General features: G+C 75.4%; 3 protein-coding genes. All 3 read right to left on the bottom strand.

Annotated elements, in window-relative coordinates; all coding sequences use genetic code 11:
- On the bottom strand, positions 1–9,659 hold a 9,659-nt coding region (locus ACZ6Y7_RS37710; protein WP_465762500.1), incomplete at its 3' end, for a type I polyketide synthase.
- A 61-nt stretch (positions 9,660–9,720) separates the two neighbouring features.
- Positions 9,721–19,383 carry a type I polyketide synthase gene (locus tag ACZ6Y7_RS37705; protein ID WP_465762499.1) on the bottom strand — a complete coding sequence of 3,221 codons (9,663 nt, stop codon included), beginning with the start codon at positions 19,381–19,383 and terminating at the stop codon, positions 9,721–9,723.
- Between the two features lie 39 nt (positions 19,384–19,422).
- A partial coding sequence (locus ACZ6Y7_RS37700) for an SDR family NAD(P)-dependent oxidoreductase (RefSeq protein WP_465762498.1) occupies positions 19,423–21,999 on the bottom strand: 2,577 nt, incomplete at its 5' end.

Below are 21,999 nucleotides of genomic sequence, written 5' to 3'. Positions count from 1 at the left end.
ACGAGGACCAGCCGGCCCGGGTTCTCCGACTGCGCCGAGCGCAGCAGACCCCAGACCGCGGCGGCCGGCAGGTCGGCGATCCGCTCACCGGCCGAAGCGGCCACACCGCCCCGGGTGACGACCACCAGCCGGGCCTCGGCCAGCCGCTCCTCGGCCAGCCAGTCCTGCACCAGGCGCAGGGACTCGCCGGTCACGCGTGCGGCGGCCCGCGCCGGGTTGCCACCGTTCTCCTCATCGAGGTCATCGAGGTCATCGACGTCTCGAAGGTCATCGAGGTCGCCGACGCAGGTCAGGACCAGGACGGGGTCGATCTCCCCCGCCTCGGTCGCGGCGGCGAGCTCGGCCGCCCCCGGGAAGGCACGGACCGGCACGCCGGCCGTGCCCAGCGCCTCGGCCAGGCCGAAGCGGTCGGCGCCGATCAGCGCCCACTCCCCGGCCGGGGCCTCGGCCCCCGCGATCGGCGCCCACTCGACGGTGAACAGGGCATCCGCCACGGCCGGGCCGGACGCCTGGAGCTGATCGGCCGCCACCGGGCGGGTGATCAGCGAGGCCACCGACACCACAGGAGCACCCATCGCGTCCGCCGCCGTCAGCGTCAGGCTGCCCTGCGCGTCCCGACGCAGCCGGGCCCGCAGAACGGAGGCACCGGTCGCGTGAAGCTCCACGCCCGTCCAGGCGAACGGCAGCCGCACCTGACCCGGCTCACCCTCCTCACCACCGCCGACCAGAGCGCTGGCCTGCAGCACCCCGTCCAGCAGTGCCGGGTGGAGCCCGAACGCGCCGGCGTCCCCGGCCTCCTCGGGCAGGGCCACCTCGGCGAACACGTCCTCGCCGCAGCGCCACACCGCCCGCAGCCCCCGGAACGCCGGACCGTAACCGTACGGGGTGTCGGCCAGCGACTCGTACATGCCGCTGACGTCCACCACCGTGGCACCGCGCGGAGGCCAGACCGCGAAGTCCTCCTCCGCGACCGCCGGGTCCCCGGTGGGGGCGACCACACCGCTCGCATGCTGCACCCAGGCCTGCTGGGCGTCGGCGGCATCGGGGCGGGAGAACACCTCGACCGTCCGGCGCCCGTCCGCATCGGCGTCGGCCACGACGACCTGGACCTGCACCCCGCCGCCGTCGGCGGGCAGGACCAGCGGTGCCTGCAGCGTCAGTTCCTCCAGCAGGCCGCAGCCGACCTGGTCCCCGGCACGCACGGCCAGCTCGACGAAGCCGGTGCCCGGCAGGAGCACCGCCCCGCCGATCGCGTGGTCGGCCAGCCACGGGTGCGTCCGCACGGACAGCCGCCCGGTGCACACCAGGCCCGCACCGCCGGCCAGCTCGACCGCCGCACCCAGCAACGGGTGCCCGACCGCGCCCAGGCCCAGCGACACCGCGTCCCCACCGACGGTCGGCCCCGCGGCCGGCGGCCAGAACTGTTCGTGCTGGAAGGCGTAGGTCGGCAGCTCGATCCGCCCGCCGGCCGGCAGCACCACGCGCCAGTCCACGGTGGCACCCTGGACGAAGGCCTCGGCGAAGGAGGTGACCAGGCGCGGGGCACCGCCCTCGTCGCGGCGCAGGGTGCCGCAGACGGCCGCCGGCACGATACCGGGGCCGGCCTCCAGCGCGACCTCCTCCAGGGTGTCGTTCATCGCGCCCAGCAGCACCGGATGCGGAGTGACCTCCACGAACAGCTGGTGGCCCTGACCGGCGAGCGTCCGCACGGCGCGGTCGAAGTGGACGGTCGCGCGCAGACTGGCGTACCAGTACGCGGCGTCCAGCTCCTCGCCCGTCAGGGTCTCCCCCGTCATCGCCGAGACCATCGGCACACGGCCCTGACGCGGCGCCACCTCGGCCAGCACGGACATGATCTCGGCTTCGAGGCGCTCGACCTGGGCGGAATGCGAGGCGTAGTCCACCGCGACCATCCGGGCGCGCACACCCTCCGCCTCGAACTCGGCCTTCAGCTCCTCCAGAGCCTCCGGGTCGCCGGAGACCACCACCGCCGACGGGCCGTTGACGGCCGCCAGCGAGAGCCGCTCACCGAAGCGGGCGATCCGCTCCTCCACCACGCCCGCCGACCGGCTCACCGACAGCATCCCGCCCAGACCGGCCAGCACCTTCAGCGACTGCGAACGCAGCGCCACCACCCGGGCACCGTCCTCCAACGACAGCATCCCGGCCACCGTCGCCGCCGCGATCTCCCCCTGCGAATGACCCACCACCGCATCCGGCGTGACACCCGCGGCCTCCCAGACGGCGGCGAGCGAGACCATCACCGCCCACAACGCCGGCTGGACGACATCCGCCGCCTTCATCTCCGGCGCACCCGGCGCCCCGGCCAGCACCTCGTCCAACGACCAGTCCACATACGGCGCCAGCGCCGCCGCACACTCCGCCAACCGCGCCGCGAACACCGGACTCGACTCGGCGAGCTCCCGGCCCATACCGACCCACTGCGACCCCTGACCCGCGAACGCGAACACCGTCCGCGCACCCGGCCGCGCCACACCCGACACCACCGAACCCGACGGCACCCCGGCAGCCAGACTCTGCAGCCCGGACAGCAGCTCGCCGCCGTCCGTGCCCACCACCACGGCCCGGTGCTCGAACACCGACCGCGTCGTCACCAGCGACCACGCCACATCCGCCGGAGCCAGCTCCGGCCGCGCCACCGCCCACTCGCGCAGGCGGCCCGCCTGAGCCGTCAGCCCCTCGGCCGACCGGCCCGACACCAGCCACGCACCGGCACCCGACACCACCGGAGCGATCTCCTGGACGGCCTCGGCGGCCCCGGTGGCGCCGCCCTCCGCGTCGTCCACGCCCGCTGCGTCCTCGGCCTCGGCCTCCGCGGCCGGGGCCTCCTCGACGATGACGTGCACGTTGGTGCCGCTGATGCCGAACGCCGACACACCGGCCCGGCGCACCCGCTCCCCGGCCGGCCACGGCACCGGCTCGTTCAGCAGCCTGATGTCGCCGGCCTCCCAGTCCACGTGCGAGGACGGCACGTCCGCGTACAGCGTCGGCGGGAGCTGCTCGTGCTGCAGCGCCAGCACCATCTTCATCACACCGGCCACACCGGCGGCGGCCTGCGTGTGGCCCAGGTTCGACTTCACCGATCCCAGCCACAGCGACCCGCGCTCGCCGCGGTCCTGACCGTACGTCGCCAGCAGCGCCTGCGCCTCGATCGGGTCGCCCAGCGTGGTGCCGGTGCCGTGCGCCTCGACCACGTCGACGTCGGCCGTCGACAGCCGGGAGTTGGCCAGCGCGGCCCGGATCACCCGCTGCTGCGAGGGGCCGTTCGGCGCGGTCAGGCCGTTGGACGCGCCGTCCTGGTTGATCGCCGAGCCGCGGATCACCGCGAGCACCGGGTGCCCGTTGCGCCGCGCGTCCGCGAGCCGCTCGACCACGAGCATGCCCGCACCCTCGGCCATGCCCATGCCGTCGGCATCGTCCGAGAAGGCCTTGGACCGCCCGTCCTCGGCCAGACCGCGGGCGTGCGAGAACGCCAGGAACCCGTCCGGGCTCGCCATGATCGTGACACCGCCGGCCAGGGCCAGCGAGCACTCGCCCGAGCGCAGGGCCTGAGCGGCCAGGTGCAGCGCCACCAGCGAGGACGAGCACGCCGTGTCGACCGTCACCGCCGGGCCCTCCAGACCCAGCGTGTAGGACACCCTGCCGGACAGCACGCTGGCCGCGTTGCCGGTCATCAGGTGCGCCCCGAGGCTCTCCACCTCCTCCTCGTCCGCCATGGTGACGGCGAGGTACGAGGAGCCGTAGCCGCCCACGAAGGCGCCGGTCTGGCTGCCCCGGAGCGAGGCCGGGTCGATCCCGGCCCGCTCCAGCGCCTCCCACGAGGTCTCCAGCAGCAGCCGCTGCTGCGGGTCCATCGCCAGCGCCTCGCGCGGGCTGATCCCGAAGAACCCGGCGTCGAAGCCGCTGGCGTCCTGGACGAACCCGCCCACCTGCGTGTACGAGGTGCCGATGTTGTCGACGTCCGGGTTGTACAGGGCGTCGAGGTCCCAGCCGCGGTCGGTCGGGAAGGTCGACAGCCCGTCCGTGCCCGTGGCGAGCATCCGCCACAGCTCCTCCGGGCTGGTCGCGCCGCCGGGGAAGCGGCAGGCCATGCCGACGATCGCGATCGGCTCGTCCATGGAGGGGGCCGCCGTCGTCGCCGGGCCGGCGGGCTCCGCGACGTCGGACAGGTCGCCGGCGAGCTGCTCGCGCAGCAGGGCGGCGAGCGCGACCGGGTTGGGGTAGTCGAACACCAGGGTGGCCGGCAGGCGCAGGCCGGTCGCCGGGTTCATCCGGTTCCGGAACTCGACCGCGATCAGCGAGTCGAAGCCGAGGTCGGTGAACGGACGGTTCGCCTCGATCGCGTCGCCGGAGGCGTGTCCGAGCACCGCGGCCGCGTGGGTGCGGACCAGGTCCAGCAGCACCCGGTCGCGCTCCGCGCCGGGGAGCCCGGCGAGCTGCTGCTTCAGCGCCTCGGCGGCACCGGTGCCGGTCGCTCCGGCGGCGGAGGTGACGGCCGCCCGGCGGGGCATGATCTCGTCGGCCAGCACCTGCCACAGCGCCGGGACCCCGGTCGCGGCCGCCTGCGCGCGCAGGGCGGCCTTGTCCAGCCGGGCCGGGACGAGGATGGCCTCGGCCCGCTCCAGGGCGAGGTCCAGCAGGGCCAGACCCTCGTGCTCGCTCAGCGCGGCGAGGCCCGAGCCGGTCATCCGCCGGAGCATCACCTCGTCGAGGTCGCGGCCGATGCCGGCCTCGGGCATCCAGGGGCCCCAGGCCAGCGCGGTGCCCGCCAGCCCGGCGGCCCGCCGGTGAGCGGCCAGCGCGTCCAGGAAGGCGTTCGCCGCCGCGTAGTTGGCCTGGCCCGCGCCACCGAACGCCGCCGCCACCGAGGAGAACAGCACGAAGTGGTCGAGGTCCAGGCCCCGGGTGAGTTCGTGCAGGTGCCAGGCCGCGTCCACCTTGGGACGCATGACCGCCGCCACGCGCTCGGCGCTCAGCGAGTCCACCATGCCGTCGTCGATGATCCCCGCGGCGTGGAAGACGGAGCCCAGCGGGCAGTCGGCCGGGAGGGCGTCCAGCACGCCGGCCAGCGCGTCCCGGTCGGCCACGTCGCACGCGACCACCCGGACCCAGCCGCCCAGCGCGGCCACCTCGGCGGCCAGCGCGGCGGCGCCGGCGGCGCCCGGGCCCGAACGGCTGAGCAGCACGGCCCCGTCGGCCCGTCCGGTGGCCACCATGTGCTTGGCGACGACCCCGCCGAGCGTCCCGGTACCGCCGGTGACGAGCACCGTGCGCGAGCGTTCGGCGTCCGGCCGCTCCGCCGCGCCCTCGGCCCGGTCGGGGACCACCAGGTCGCCCGACGGGCGGGTCAGGCGCCGGCCGTAGCCCTTCCGGTCCCGGACGGCCACCTCCGGCTCACCGCTGCCCAGCACGGTCGGCAGCGCCGCCACCTCGCCCTCGCCGTCGGCGGCGGGGAGGTCTGCCAGGACGAACCGGTCGGGGTTCTCCAGCTGGGCCGAGCGCAGCAGGCCCCAGACGGCACCGGCCGCCGGGTCCGTCACGTGGTCGCCGGCCCGCACGGCCATGCCGCCGCGGGTGACGACCACCAGCTTCGCGGCCTCCAGCTCCGGTGCGTCCAGCCACTCCTGCGCCAGTCCCAGCGCCTCGCCGGCGACCTGCCGGGCGGCCGCGGTCACGCCGTCGGCGCCTTCGCCGCTCACGCACGCGAGCACCACGCGGGGGACGGTCTCCCCCTCGGCGGTGGCGGCGGCCAGCTCGGCGATGCCGGCGTAGCCGCGCACCGGGACGCCGGCGGCGGCCAGCTGCCCGGCCAGGTCGAAGCGGTCGGCGCCGACCAGCGCCCACGGTCCGTCCAAGACCGCGCCCTGGGCCAGCGGGGCCCATTCGACGGTGAAGAACGCGTCGCGGATCCACTCGTCGCCGGACGCCTGGAGCTGGTCCGGCGACACCGGACGGGTGATCAGCGAGGCCACCGACACCACGGGGGCACCCGTGGCGTCCGCCGCGGTCAGCGTCAGGCTGCCCTGGGCGTCGCGGCGCAGCCGGGCCCGCAGGACCGGCGCCCCGGCGGCGTGCAGCTCCACGCCCGTCCAGGCGAACGGCATCCGGATCTGGCCCTGTTCGCCGTCCCCGGACTCCTGTGCGTCGGCCGCCTCGGCCACCACGCCGGCGAGCAGCGCCGCGTCCAGCAGCACCGGGTGCAGCCCGTACGCGCCGGCGTCCCCGGCCTCCTCGGGCAGGGCCACCTCGGCGAAGATGTCCTCGCCGCGGCGCCAGACGGCCCGCAGGCCCTGGAACGCCGGGCCGTAGATGTCGGCCAGGTGCACGGTGTACAGGTCGGTGATGTCGAGCGCCTCGGCCCCGTGCGGCGGCCAGACGGCGAGGTCCTCCTCCGCCCGGGCGGCGGCCCGGGCGGGGGCGATCACCGCGGCGGCGTGCTTCACCCAGACCGGCTCCTCCTCGGGGCGGTCGGGGCGGGAGAACACGTCGACCTGTCGCCGGCCCTCGTCGTCGGCCGGGGCCACGACCACCTGGACCTGGACGCCGGCGCCGTCGGCGGGCAGGACGAGCGGCGCCTGCAGCGTCAGCTCCTCCATCAGCGAGCAGCCCACCTGGTGGCCGGCGCTCACCACCATCTCGACGAAGCCGGTGCCCGGCAGCAGGACCACGCCGCCGACCGCGTGGTCGGCCAGCCAGGCGTGCGTGCGCAGCGACAGCCGTCCGGTGCACACCAGCTCGGCCTCGCCGGCCAGTTCGACGACGGCGCGCAGCAGCGGGTGGCTCACGGAGCCCAGGCCCAGCGAGGCCGGGTCCCCGCCGCCGGCCTTGGCGGCGCCGGGCAGCGCGAGCATGCCCTTCGGCCAGTACCGCTCGTGGCGGAAGGCGTAGGTGGGCAGTTCGACCCGGTCGGCGGCGGGCAGGACCTTGGCCCAGTCGACGGCGACGCCGGCCACGAAGGCCTCGGCGAGCGAGGTGAGCAGGCGCGTCGCCCCGCCGTCGTCGCGGCGCAGGGTGCCGCAGACCGCCCCGGGCTTGACGGCCGGGCCGGCGTCGGCGGCGGCCTCCTCCAGGGTGTCGGTCATCGGCGCGATCAGCACCGGGTGCGGGGAGACCTCGATGAACACCTGGTGGTCCAGGCGGGCCAGGGTGCGCACCGCCTGCTCGAACCGGACGGTGGCCCGCAGGCTCGCGTACCAGTACCCGGCGTCGAGCTCCTCGCCGTCGAGCAGCTCGCCGGTGACCGCGGAGACCATCGGTATCCGTCCCGCGCGCGGCGTCACGCCGGCCAGCAGGGAGGTGATCTCCTCCTCCAGCCGCTCCACCTGCGCGCAGTGCGAGGCGTAGTCGACCGCGACCATCCGCTGGCGCACGCCCTCGGCCTGCAGTTCCTCCTGCAGTTCCCGCAGGGCGGCCGCCTCGCCGGAGACCACCACCGCGGAGGGGCCGTTGACGCAGGCCAGGGAGAGCCGGCCGTCCCAGCGGTCCAGCCGCTCCGTCACCCGGGCGACGGGCTCGGTGACCGACAGCATCCCGCCGATGCCGGTGATCGCCCGCAGGGCCTGGGAGCGCAGGGCGACGACCTTGGCGCCGTCCTCCAGGCTCAGCATGCCGGCGACGGTGGCCGCGGCGATCTCGCCCTGCGAGTGGCCGACGACCGCGTCGGGCGTGACGCCCGCGGCCTCCCACACGGCGGCGAGCGACACCATGACCGCCCACAGCACGGGCTGCACGACGTCGGCGGCCTCCAGGGCGGGCGCGCCCTCGGCGCCGGCCAGCACGTCGTCGAGCGACCAGTCCACGTACGGCGCCAGGGCCTGCGCGCACTCGGCCAGCCGTGCGGCGAACACCTCGCTGCAGGAGGCGAGTTCCCGGGCCATGCCGAGCCACTGGGAGCCCTGGCCGGGGAAGACGAAGACCGACCGGGCGCTGGCGTGCGCCACGCCCGAGACGACCGAGGCGTTCGGCATGCCGCCGGCCAACTGGCCGAGGCCGCGCATGAGTTCGGCGCGGTCCGCGCCGAGCACCACGGAGCGGTGCTCGAAGGCGGCCCGGGTGGTGGCCAGCGACCAGGCCACCTCGGCGGGCTCCAGCGCCGGCCGGGCGGAGAGCCAGTCGCGCAGGCGGTCCGCCTGGGCGGTCAGTCCGTCCGCCGAGCGGCCGGACACCAGCCACGCCGCGGCGCCCGACACGACCGGCGCCACGGCCCGCGGGGCGCTCTGCTCGGCCGGGGCGTCCGCGTCGGCGGTCTCCGCGGGCTCGGCGTCCGCGGCCGGGGCCTCCTCGATGATGACGTGCGCGTTGGTGCCGCTGACGCCGAACGAGGAGACGCCGCCACGGCGCACCCGCTCGCCGACGGGCCAGGCCTCGGCCTCGTTCAGCAGCCGGACGTCACCGGCGGACCAGTCGATGTGCGGGGACGGCTCCTGCGCGTGCAGCGTCCGCGGCATCCGCTGGTTCTGCAGCGCCAGCACCATCTTGATGACACCGGCGACGCCGGCCGCGGCCTGGGTGTGCCCGATGTTGGACTTCACCGAGCCGAGGAAGACCGGGCGGTCCTCCGGGCGGCCCTGGCCGTAGGTGGCGATCACGGCCTGCGCCTCGATCGGGTCGCCCAGCGTGGTGCCGGTGCCGTGCGCCTCGACCACGTCGACGTCGGCCGGGGACAGCCGGGAGTTGGCCAGTGCGGCGCGGATCACCCGCTGCTGCGAGGGGCCGTTCGGCGCGGCCAGGCCGTTGGAGGCGCCGTCCTGGTTGATGGCCGAGCCGCGGATCACCGCGAGCACCGGGTGCCCGTTGCGCCGCGCGTCGGACAGCCGCTCCAGGACGACCATGCCGGCACCCTCGGCGATGCCCATGCCGTCGGCGTCCGCCGAGAACGCCTTGCAGCGCCCGTCGTGGGCCAGCCCGAGCTGCTTGGAGAACTGGGTGAACATGATCGGAATGGCGGTCACCGTGACACCGCCGGCCAGCGCCAGCGAGCACTCGCCCGAACGCACCGCCTGGGCCGCGAGGTGCAGCGCCACCAGGGACGACGAGCAGGCGGTGTCCACGGTCACCGCGGGGCCTTCGAGGCCCAGCGAGTACGACACCCGGCCGGAGATGACGCTGGTCGAGGTCCCGGTCATCAGGTGGACGTCGAGGTCCTCGTCCGTGCCGAAGCCGTACCCGGACAGCGCGGCGCCGGCGAACACGCCGGTCAGCGAACCGCGCAGCGAGGTCGGGTCGATGCCGGCCCGCTCCAGCGCCTCCCAGCACACCTCCAGCAGCACGCGCTGCTGCGGGTCCATCGCCACCGCTTCGCGCGGGCTGACGCCGAAGAATCCCGCGTCGAATCCGCTGGCGTCCGCGATGAATCCGGCCTCGCGCACCTGCGAAATGCCGTCCGGGTCCTCCGCGTAGAGTTCCTCGATGTCCCAGCCGCGGTCGGTCGGAATTCCGGCGACCCCGTCGCGGCCGTTGGCCAGCAGGTTCCAGAAGTCCTCCGGGGCCTGGATTCCGCCGGGATAACGGCAGCCGATGCCGACGATCGCAATCGGCTCGTGGCTGCGTTCCTCCACCTCACGCAGCCGCTGGCGCGTGTTGTAGAGGTCGGTCGTCACCCATTTGAGGTAGTCGCGGAGAGTCTCTTCGTTCGCCATCGGATCTCACCATTCCAGTTCGTGAAACGCAAGCCTGCTATCCGCAAGCACGGACAACCACTTACCTGCCGAGTTCCTTGTGGATGAACTCGAATATCTCGTCGTCCGTTGCGGACCCGATCCTCTCCGCGACCGCCTGGGTTTCCGTCGGGGCGCCGGCCTCCATCCACTGGGAAAGGAGCCCCTGCAGGCGATCGGTGATCAATTGATGCGTCTTCTCGTCCGGCGCCGCCCCGGTCAGCAGCGACCCGAGCCGGTCGACCTCCTCCACCAGGGACACCGGGCCGGACCCGTCCTGGAACTCCTCGCTCCAGAGGTACTCGGCCAGCACCACCGGGGTGGGGCAGTCGAACAGCAGCGTGGCCGGCAGCTGGAGGCCGGTGGCGGTGCTCAGCCGGTTGCGCAGCTCGACCGAGGTCAGCGAGTCGAAGCCCAGGTCGCTGAACGCCCGGGTGGCCTCGACGGCCTCGGCCGACGCGTAGTCGAGCACCGCGGCCGCCTGCGCCTGGACCAGCTTGACCAGCGCCCGGGTCTGCTCGGCCCGTGAGAGGCCCGCCAGTTGCTGCCGCAGGGACGCGCCCGCGTCCGGGTCGGCGACGGTGTCGGCCCCTTCGCCGGCCAGCGCCGCGACGACCTCGGGCAGGCCCTCGATCAGCGGGCTCGGCCGGCGCAGCGTGAACGGCGGGGCGAACCGCGCCCAGTCCACGTCCGCGACCGTGACCGACCCCTCGCGGCCGTCCAGGATCTGGGCGAGCGCCTGAACGGCGTGGTCCTCGTCCATCACCATCAGGCCGCCCCGCGCCATCCACGCGCCGGTGTCGGCGTCGGTCATGCCGCCGCCGCCCCACGGCCCCCAGGCCACCGAGGTGGCGGGCAGGCCCTGGGCCCGGCGCCGCTCGGCCAGGCCGTCCAGGAAGGTGTTGGCCGCGGCGTAGGCGGGCTGGACGCTGCTGCCCCAGGTCGCCGAGATCGACGAGAAGAGCACGAACGCGTCCAGGTCCAGACCCCTGGTCAGCTCGTCCAGGTGCACGGCGCCGGCGGCCTTGGCGGCCAGCACGGCGGCCGTCTCGGCCAGGTCGGTGTCCTCCACCGTGGTCGCCTGCCCGATGCCGGCGGTGTGCATCACCGTCGACAGCGCGGGGCCGGTCGTACCGATCCGGTGGAGCACCCCGGCCAGCTGGGACCGGTCGGCCGCGTCGCAGGCGACGACGTCCACGTCGCTGCCCCGGGCCGCCAGTTCGGCGGCCTTCGCGGCGAGACCGGCGGCGGCCGGCCCGGACCGGCTGGTCAGCACGAGCCGCCGCGCGCCCCGGCCGGCCAGCCAGCCGGCCACGTGCCCGCCGATCGCACCGGTGCCGCCGGTGACCAGGACGGTCCCGCCGGGCGTCCACTCCCGGTCCGCCGGACGGGGGTGGGGAGCCCGGGTCAGCCGCCGGGCCAGGATCCCGGCCGGACGGACCGCCACCTGGTCCTCACCGCAGCCGGCCAGCACCGCGGCCAGCCGTCCCACGGTCTGCTCGTCGACCGTGCCGGGAAGGTCGACCAACCCGCCCCAGCGGTCCGGGTGTTCCAGCGCCACGACGCGGCCCAGGCCCCAGACCTGCGTCTGCACCGGGTTGGCCGGGCCCTCGCCCGGCCCGCCGGCCACCGCGCCGGACGTGACCACCCACAGTGGCGCGCCCACCTCGGCGGCGCCCAGCGCCTGCACCAGGGTCAGCGTCGCGGCGAGGCCGCGGGGCACCACCGGGTGGTCCGGCACGGGCGTCTCGTCCAGGGCCAGCAGCGACAGCACCCCGGTGAAGCCGGACTCCGGCAGCACCTCGCGGATCCGCGCGGCCGTCCCCTTCCGGTCCTCCTCGGCCGTGGTCTCCAGGACGACGGGCTCGGCACCGCGGGCGGCCAGCGCCGCCGTGCACTGCCGGACGAGGCCGGCGTCGGCGTGTCCGGCGGGGAGCACGACCAGCCAGCTCCCGGACAGCCGGGCGGGGGCAGGGTCCGAGACGGGTGCCCAGGTGACCCGGTAGCGCCAGTTCTCGGTCACCGAGCGGTCCTGCTCCCGGCGTCGCCAGGAGGCCAGCGCGGGCAGGACGGCGCCGAGTTGCCGCTGGTCCTCGATCGCCAGGGTGTCGGCGAGCCGGGCCAGGTCGCCGCCCTCGACGGCGGCCCAGAACCGGGCCTCGGCGGCCGTGCTCGCACCGTCGCCGCCCATCGGGGACGCCGTCCCGGCGGCCTGCAGCCAGTAGTGCTGGTGCTGGAACGCGTAGGTCGGCAGCTCGACGGGCTGGGCGGCGGGCAGGACGGTCTTCCAGTCGACGGGCAGACCGCCGACGTAAGCCTGCGCGAACGCGGTGACCAGGCGGGCGGCACCACCGTTGTCGCGCTCCAGCGAGCCCACGCTGAGGACGTCGATGCCGGCGTCCTCGGCGGTCTCGGTGACGGAGGCGGTCAGCACCGGGTGCGTCGACACCTCGACGAACGCGCCGTAGCCCCCGCCCAGCAGGGTCCGGACGGCCTCTTCGAAGCGGACCATCCGCCGCAGGTTCGCGTACCAGTAGCCGGCGTCGACCTCGGTGCCGGTCAGCCACTCGCCGGTGACCGTGGAGATCATCGGCACCCGGCCGGCCTGCGAGGCGATCCCGGCCAGCTCCTCGGCGAGGACGGCCTCCAGCGGCTCGACCGCCGGCGAGTGCGCCACGAAGTCCGTCGCCGGGATCCGCCAGCGCAGCACCTTCCGCGCCGCCAGCTCACGCTCGAACTCCGACAGCGCGTCCGGCTCGCCGGAGACCACGACCGCCGCCGGGCCGTTGACCGCGGCCACCGACAGCCGCTCGCCCCAGCCCTCGACGATCTCGCGCACGGCCGGCGAGGGCATCACGACCGAGACCATCGAGCCCTGGATGGCCAGGCTCGACAGCGCCCGGGCCCGCACCGCCACCACGCGGGCGCCGTCCTCCAGGGACAGCATCCCGGCGACGGTGGCCGCCGCGATCTCACCCTGCGAGTGGCCCAGGACGGCGTCCGGCCGGACACCGGCGGCCTCCCAGACGGCCGCCAGCGACACCATGACCGCCCACAGCACCGGCTGCACCACGTCGGCCGCGTCCAGACCCGGAGCGCCCTCCGCCCCGGCCAGCACCTCCGACAGCGACCACGGGACGTGCGGCGCCAACGCCGCCTCGCACTCCGCCAACCGCGCCGCGAACACCGGGCTCGACTGCGCCAACTCCCGCCCCATGCCGACCCACTGGGCCCCCTGACCGGCGAACACGAACGCCGTCCGGCTCCCGGTACGGGCCACGCCCGACACCACGGAGGCGGCCGGAGCGCCGAGGGCCAGACCCTCCAGACCCGACGCCAGCTCGTCACGCCCGCCACCGACCACCACGGCCCGGTGCTCGAAGGCCGACCGCGTCGCCGCCAGCGACCACGCCACCTCCGCCGGCGTCAGCTCCGGCCGCGCCGCCACCCAGTCCCGCAGCCGCGCCGCCTGAGCCGTCAGCCCCCGGGCCGAGCGGCCCGACACCAGCCACGCGGCCGGCGCGTCCTCGACCACCACAGCCGAGCGGACCTCGTCCCTCGGCTCCTCCGGGGCCTCGTCCTCCGGGGCCTGCCCGGCCGGAGCCTCCTCCAGGATGAGGTGCGCGTTGGTGCCGCTCATGCCGAACGACGAGATGCCGGCCCGACGCACCCGGTTCTCGGCCGACCACGGCACCGCCTCGGTCAGCAGCTCCACCTCACCGGCCGACCAGTCGATGTGCGGGGAACGCTCGGCGGCGTGCAGCGTCGCCGGCAGCTCACGGTGCCGCAGCGCCATCACCATCTTGATCACACCGGCCACACCGGCGGCCGCCTGGGTGTGCCCGATGTTCGACTTCACCGAGCCCAGCCGCAGCGGCCCGTTGCCACCGCGCTCCCGGCCGTAGGTCGCGAGCAGCGCCTGCGCCTCGATCGGGTCCCCGAGCGGGGTACCCGTCCCGTGCGCCTCCACCACGTCGACCTCGTCGGCGCGGACCCCGGCGTTCGCCAGCGCCGCCCGGATCACCCGCTGCTGCGACGGCCCGTTCGGCGCCGTCAGACCGTTCGACGCGCCGTCCTGGTTGGTGGCACTGCCGCGGATCACCGCGAGCACCTGGTGCCCGTTGCGCCGGGCGTCCGACAGCCGCTCCACCACGAGCATGCCCGCGCCCTCGCCCAGGCCCATGCCGTCGGCCGCCGCCGAGAACGGCTTGCACCGTCCGTCCGGCGCCAGCCCCATCTGCCGGCTGAACTGGTCGAACAGCAGCGGGTTGGCCGCCACCATGACGCCGCCCGCCAGGGCCAGCGTGCACTCCCCGGAACGCACCGCCTGGCAGGCGAGGTGCAGCGCCACCAGGGACGACGAGCAGGCCGTGTCGACCGTCACCGCCGGCCCCTCCAGGCCCAGCACGTACGACACCCGGCCGGACACGACACTGGTCGAGATCCCGGTGACGAGGTGCCCGTCCAGCTCGCCCTGCAGGCCGGAGCTCCAGCCGTACCCGGAGGCGGACGCGCCCGCGAACACTCCCGTCGCCGACCCGCGCAGCGCCGCGGGGTCGATCCCGGCCCGCTCCAGCGCCTCCCAGGCCACCTCCAGCAGCAGCCGCTGCTGCGGGTCCATCGACACGGCCTCGCGCGGACTGATCCCGAAGAACCCCGCGTCGAAACCGGTCGCGTCGTAGACGAAGCCGCCCGCCCGGACGGGCCCGCCCTCGGCGGCGTCGCCGCGGCCCTCGATGACCCAGCCCCGGTCCTCCGGCAGGACGGAGATGGCGTCGGTCCCGGCGGTCACCAGGTCCCACAGCTCCTCCGGACCGGTCACCCCGCCCGGGTACCGGCACGCCATGCCGACGATCGCCAGCGGCTCTCCCTCAGCCTGGCGGCCGGGAGGTACCTCCAGGCCCGCCGCCACGAGCGGGGCGGCCTGCGCGCCGTCGGGGGCGCCCGCCAGCTGCGCCAGCAGGAACTCGGCGGCGGCGGTGGGCGTCGGGGCGTCGAACATCAGCGTCGCGGGCAGCTGGAGGCCGGTGGCGGTGCTGAGCCGGTTGCGCAGCTCGACCGAGGTCAGCGAGTCGAAGCCCAGGTCACTGAAGGCCCGGGTGGCCTCGACGGCGTCGGGCGACGCGTAGTCGAGCACCGCGGCCGCCTGGGTCTGGACCAGGTTGACCAGCACCCTGTTCTGCTCGATGCGGGGCAGGCCCGCCAGCCGCTGCTTCCAGGACGCGCTCGCGTCCGAGCCGCCGGCCTGGTCGGCCCCGGTCGCGGCCGGCAGGTCACCGGCCAGGGCCTGCCGGACCTCCGGCAGGTTCTCGATCAGCGGGCTGGGCCGGCGCAGCGTGAACGGCGGGGCGAACCGCGCCCAGTCGATGTCGGCGACGGTCAGCTGTTCCTCGCCGCCGTCCAGGATCTGGGCGAGCGCCCGGACGGCCCGGTCCTGGTCCATGACGATCAGTCCGCGGCGGCTGCCCTGCGCGGCGCCCGCCTCGTCGGTCATGCCGCCGCCGCCCCACGAACCCCAGGCGATCGAGGTCGCGGTCCGGCCCTGCGCCCGGCGGTACTCGGCCAGGCCGTCCAGGAAGGTGTTGGCCGCGGCGTAGGCGGGCTGGAGACCACTGCCCCAGGTCGCCGCGATCGAGGAGAAGAGGACGAACGCGTCGAGGTCCAGATCGGCGGTCAGCTCGTCCAGGTGCACGGCGCCGGCGGCCTTGGCGGCCAGCACCGCGGCCGTCTCGGCCAGGTCGGTCTCGTGCACGGTGGAGTGCTGGACGACACCGGCGGTGTGGAACACCGCGGACAGCGCGGGGCCGTCCGCCGCGATCCGGTCGAGCACCCCGGCCAGCTGGGACCGGTCGGCCGCGTCGCAGGCGACGACGTCCACGTCGCTGCCCCGGGCCGCCAGTTCGGCGGCCTTCGCGGCGACACCGGCGGCGGCCGGGCCGGACCGGCTGGTCAGCACGAGCCGCCGCGCGCCCCGGCCGGCCAGCCAGCCGGCCACGTGCCCGCCGATCGCACCGGTGCCACCGGTGATCAGGACACTGCCGCCGGGCGTCCACTGCCCGGAGGTGCCGCGCGGCTGCCCGGCCCTGGTGAGCCGGCGGCCGAAGACCGCCGCCGGACGGATCGCGACCTGGTCCTCGCCACCGCCGGCGAGCACCGCGACCAGCCGGGCCGCGGCCTGCTCGTCGAAAGCGGCCGGAAGGTCGATCAACCCGCCCCAGCGGTCGGGGTGTTCCAGGCCGACGACCCGGCCGAGGCCCCAGACCTGGGTCTGCAGCGGGTTGCTCAGCGCCTCGCCCGGTGTCGCCGCGACGGCGCCGCGGGTGAGCAGCCACAGCGGGGCGTCGATGCCCGCGTCGCCCAGCGCCTGCACCGCGGCGAGCGTGGTGGCGAAGCCCCGGGGAACCGCCGGGTGCCCGGGCACGGGCGTCTCGTCCAGGGCCAGCAGCGAGACGATGCCGGCCGGCTCCGCGGTGTCCTGCGACGGCTCGCCGTCCTGCAGTGCCGCGCCGATGACGGCCGTCACGTCGCCCCGGTCCAGGGCGTCGGCCGGCACCTCGGCGACCGTGACCTCCGCGCCGCGGGCGGCCAGCGCCCGGACGCAGGACCGCGTCAGCTCGTCGTCGGCCCGGTCGGCGAGCACCAGCCAGCGGCCGGTGAGCGCGGCGGCGTCGACGTCCGCGACCGGCGCCCAGGTCACCCGGTAGCGCCAGCCCTCCGTCACCGAGCGGTCGCGCTCGCGGCGGCGCCAGGACGTCAGCGCCTCCAGCACCTCACCGAGGGAGCGCTGGTCGTCCAGCTCCAGGACCTCGGCGATGTGGGCCAGGTCGCCTCCCTCGACGGCGGCCCAGAACCGGGCCTCGGCGGCGGTGCCCGAGCCGTCGCCCCCGGTGGGGGTCACGCCCGTGGCCGCGGGCTCCAGCCAGTACCGCTGGTGCTGGAAGGCGTAGGTCGGCAGGTCCACCTGACCGGCGGCGGGCAGGACGGTCTTCCAGTCGACGGGCAGACCGCCGACGTGGGCCTGCGCGAACGCGGTGAGCAGCCGGGCGGCGCCCGCGTTGTCGCGCTCCAGCGTGCCCACCGTCAGGACGTCGGCGATCCCGGCGTCCTCGGCGGTCTCGGTGACGGAGGCGGTCAGCACCGGGTGCGGGGACACCTCGACGAACGCGCCGTAGCCCCCGCCCAGCAGGGTCCGGACGGCCTCCTCGAAACGGACCATCCGCCGCAGGTTCGCGTACCAGTAGCCGGCGTCGACCTCGGTGCCGGTCAGCCACTCGCCGGTGACCGTGGAGATCATCGGCACCCGGCCCGCCCGCGGCGCGATCCCCGCCAACTCCTCGGCGAGGACCGCCTCCAGGGGCTCGACCGCCGGCGAGTGCGCCACGAAGTCCGTCACCGGAACCCGCCAGCGCAGCACCTTCCGCGACGCCAGCTCACGCTCGAACTCCGCCAGCGCGTCCGCCTCGCCGGAGACCACCACCGCCGCCGGGCCGTTCACCGCCGCGATGGACAGGCGCTCACCCCAGCCCTCGACGATCTCCCGCACCGACGCGTACGGCATCACCACCGACAGCATCGACCCCTCGAGCCCCAGACTCGACAACGCCCGGGCCCGCACCGCCACCACCCGGGCACCGTCCTCCAGGGACAGCATCCCGGCCACCGTCGCCGCCGCGATCTCCCCCTGCGAATGCCCCACCACGGCGTCCGGGGTGACGCCCGCGGCCTCCCACACCGCCGCCAGCGACACCATCACCGCCCACATCACCGGCTGCACCACGTCCGCGGCCTCCAGCGCGGGAGCACCCTCCGCCCCGGCCAGCACCTCCGACAGCGACCACGGCACATGCGGCGCCAACGCCGCCTCACACTCCGCCAACCGCGCCGCGAACACCGCACTCGACTCGGCGAGCTCCCGGCCCATGCCGACCCACTGCGCACCCTGACCCGCGAACACGAACGCCGTCCGACCACCCGAACGGGCAACCCCCGACACCACCGACGCGGAACGCGCCCCGGCGACCAGACCACCCAGCCCGGACAACAACTCCTCACGGCCGCCACCGACCACCACGGCACGGTGCTCGAACACCGACCGCGTCGCCGCCAACGACCACGCCACCTCCACCGGCGTCAACTCCGGCCGCGCCGCCACCCACTCCCGCAGCCGCGCCGCCTGAGCCGCCAGCCCCTTGGCCGACCGGCCCGACACCACCCAGGCCGCCAGCCCGTCCGGCTCCACCACCGCGGGAGCGGCCGGAGCCGCCTCCACCTCGGCGGCCGGCTCGCCCAGGCCGTCCGCACCCTCGGCGTCCCCGGCGGGTGCCTCGGCGGTCCCGTCGTCCTCGGCCGGAGCCTCCTCCAGGATGACGTGCACGTTGGTGCCGCTCATGCCGAACCCGGAGACACCGCCCCGGCGGACCCGCTCCCCGGCGGGCCACGGCACCGGCTCGGCCAGCAGCCGCACCTCGCCCGCCGACCAGTCCACCTCGGCCGTCGGCTCTTCGACGTGGAGCGTCGCCGGCAGCTGCTCGTTCTGCAGCGCCAGCACCATCTTGATGATCCCGGCCATGCCCGCGGCCTGCTGGGTGTGGCCGATGTTCGACTTCACCGACCCCAGCCACAGCGGCCGGTCCTCGGGACGGTTCTGGCCGTAGGTGGCGAGCAGCGCCTGGGCCTCGATCGGGTCCCCGAGCGGGGTACCCGTCCCGTGTGCCTCCACCACGTCCACGTCGGCCGTCGACAACCGGGCGCTGGCCAGCGCCGCGCGGATCACCCGCTGCTGCGAGGGGCCGTTCGGCGCCGTCAGACCGTTGGACGCGCCGTCCTGGTTGATCGCCGACCCGCGCACCACCGCGAGCACCTTGTGCCCGTTGCGGCGCGCGTCCGACAGCCGTTCCACGACCACGACACCGGCGCCCTCGGCGACGCCCATGCCGTCAGCCCCGGCCCCGAAGGTCTTGCACCGCCCGTCGGGCGACAGCCCGAGCGACGTGCTGAAGTCGGTGAACAGCACGGGCGTGGCTGCCACGAACGCGCCCCCGACCAGCGCCATCGAGCACTCGCCGGAGCGCAGCGCCTGCGCGGCCAGGTGCAGCGAGACCAGTGACGACGAGCAGGCCGTGTCGACCGTGACCGCCGGGCCCTCCAGGCCCAGCGTGTAGGACACCCGGCCGGACAGGATGCTCGTGGCGTTGCCGGTCATCACGTGACCGTCGAGCTCGCCCTGCTTGCCGGTGATCCAGCCGTACCCGGAGGCGGACGCGCCGGCGAACACGCCCGTCGCCGAACCGCGCAGCGACGCCGGGTCGATCCCGGCCCGCTCCAGCGCCTCCCACGACACCTCCAGCAGCAGCCGCTGCTGCGGGTCCATCGACAGGGCCTCGCGCGGGCTGATCCCGAAGAAGCCGGCGTCGAACTGGGTGGCGTCGTAGATGAAGTTGCCCGCCTGCACCTCCGCGGCGCCGGCGCCGTCGTCGCCGAAGACCCACCCGCGGTCCTGCGGCAACCCGGCCACCGATTCCCGCTGGGCGTCCAGCAGTTCCCACAGGCCCTCGGGGCTGCGCACGCCGCCGGGGAACCGGCAGCTCATGCCGACGATGGCGATGGGCTCACCACCGGCGGTCTCCAGCTCCTGCAGGCGCTGCCGGGTCTCGTGCAGATTGGCGGTCACCCGCTTGAGGAAATAGCGGAGCTTCTCTTCGCTCACTTGCGTCACCTCGTCGAAGAAGTCGCGGCGTTGGCCGTGTCAGTGGATTCCGAGTTCCTTGCCGATGAAATCGAAGACTTCGTCGTCGGTTGACGATTCGAGCTTCTCCGCAACTCCGGTCTCGGCGGTCTGTGCCCGAGCCTCCCTCCACTTGGAGAGCACGACTTCGAGGCGGTTCGTGATCAGGCCGGATTCGTCGTCGCCGGCGATTCCGGCGAGCATGCCCTCCAGCTTGTCCAGTTCGGCCAGTACGGGCTGGGCCGGGCTGGTCTCCTCGGTCAGGCTGACCCGCAGGTGGTCGGCGAGCGCGGCCGAGGTGGGGTAGTCGAACAGGAGGGTGCTGGGCAGGCGCAGCCCGGTGGACGCGCCCAGCCGGTCCCGCAGTTCGACCGCGGTCAGCGAGTCGGCCCCGAGGTCGTTGAAGGCCCGGTCGGCCTCGACGGACTCGACGCTGGCGTGCCCCAGGACGGCGGCGGCCTCGGTCCGGACCAGGTCGGTCAGCAGCCGGTCCTGTTCCACCCGGGACAGGCCCGCCAACTGCTGCGCCAGCGCGCTTCCGGCCGACGTGTCGACCGAGCCGGTGGCGTCGCCCTTCGCGGCCAGGGCCTCGATGACTTCGGGCAGGCCCTCGATCAGCGGGCTGGGCCGGCGCAGCGTGAACGGCGGGGCGAACCGCGCCCAGTCCACGTCCACGACGGTGAGCAGCCGGTCCCGGCCGTCGAGCGCCTGGGCCAGGGCCTGGATCGCGTGGCCGGGATCGATCAGGCGCAGTCCTCGGCGCGTCATCGCGGCCGCGCCCTCCGCGTCGGTCATCCCGCCGCCGCCCCACGGGCCCCAGGCCACCGAGGTGGCGGCCAGGCCGCGGGCGAGGCGGTTCTCCGCCAGGGCGTCCAGGTAGGCGTTGGCCGCCGCGTAGCCGGCCTGGAGGCCGCTGCCCCAGGTCGCCGCGATGGAGGAGAACAGGACGAACGCGTCCAGGTCCAGGCCGGCGGTCAGCCGGTCCAGGTTGGCGGCGCCGGCGGCCTTGGCGGCCAGCATGGCGGCCGTCTCCTCCACCGAGACGTCGTCCAGTGCGGTGGCCTGTCCGAGGCCGGCGGCGTGCATGACCGTGGTCAGCGGCGGGCCGCTCGCGCCGATCCTGGCGATCACCCCGGCGAGCGCGGTGTCCTCGGCGGCGTCGCAGGCGAACACGTCCACCCGGGCCCCGGTCGTCGCCAGCTCGGCCGCCAGGGCGGCCGTCCCCGCCGCCCCGGCCCCGGAGCGGCTCGTCAGCACGAGCCGCTCGGCGCCGCGGCCGGCCAGCCAGCGGGCCACGTGGCCGCCGATCGCACCGGTCCCGCCGGTGATCAGGGCGGTGCCGCGCGGCACGAACCGCCCGGCGTCGCCGCGGGGTTGCCCGGCCCTGGTGAGCCGGCGTCCGAAGAGGCCGGCCGGACGGATCGCGACCTGGTCCTCGCCGCACTCGGCGAGCACCGCGCAGAACCGCGCCGCGGCCTGCTCGTCGAACTCCGCCGGCAGGTCGACCAGACCGCCGCCGTGGTCGGGGTGCTCCAGGGTGGCGACCCGGCCCAGACCCCAGGTCTGCGCCTGCACCGGGCTGGTCAGTACCTCGTCCGGTGTGGCGGCGACCGCGCCGCGGGTCACCGCCCACATCGGCGCGTGGACCCCTTCGGCGATCAGGGCCTGGATCAGCGTCTGGGTCCCGGCGAGGCCGTTCGCCAGCACCGGGTGACCGGGCAGCGGCGTCTCGTCCAGGGCCAGCAGCGACACGACGCCGGAGACCCCGGCCTCGGGGAGCGTCGCCGCGATCTGCGCGGCCATCCGCCGCTGGTCGGCGGTTTCGGTGGTCACCATCGTCACGACGTCGGCGCCGCGCGCGGTCAGCGCCCGCACGCAGGCCTGCCACAGGTCTTCCTCGGCCTGCTCGGGCGTGACCACCAGCAGCCAGTGCCCGGCCAGCACGGCCGGGGCGGGGTCGGCCACCGGCGCCCAGCTCACCCGGTACCGCCAGTTCGCGGTGACCGAACGGTCCTGCTCACGGCGCCGCCAGGACGTCAGGGCGGGCAGCACCTCGCCGAGGTGCCGCTGGTCCTCCAGCGCCAGGGTGTCGACGAGCTTGGCCAGGTCCCCGCTGTCGACGGCGGCCCAGAACCGGGCCTCGGCGGCGGTGCCCGTACCGTCCGCGCCGGCGTTCGGCGGGGTCTGCACGCCCTTGGGCCAGTACAGCTCGTGGCGGAAGGCGTAGGTGGGCAGCTCGACCGGCGTACCGGTCGGCAGCACCGAACCCCACTCCACCGCAGCGCCATTGACGTACGCGCGGGCCAGGCCCGTGACCAGGCTCGGGACGCTCTCGTCGTTCCGCCGCTGGAGCGGGACGAAGACGGCGTCCTCGTGCCCGGCCCCGGCCGCGATGTCCGGGCCGAGCGAGGACAGCGACCCGTCGGGGCCGACCTCGATGAACACCGTCACGCCCTGCTCGGCGAGAGCCGCGACGGCATCGGCGAACCGCACCGCACCGCGTGTCTGCGCCGGCCAGTAACCCGCCTCGCACCCGGTCACCAGCTCACCGGTCAGCGCACCCGCCCACATCATGTTCGGACGGTGGTACTCCAACCC

The organism is Kitasatospora sp. NPDC053308, from assembly GCF_055585785.1.
Note: the sequence above shows the minus strand (reverse complement) of the source record. Positions and strands in the feature narration are given on the sequence as shown.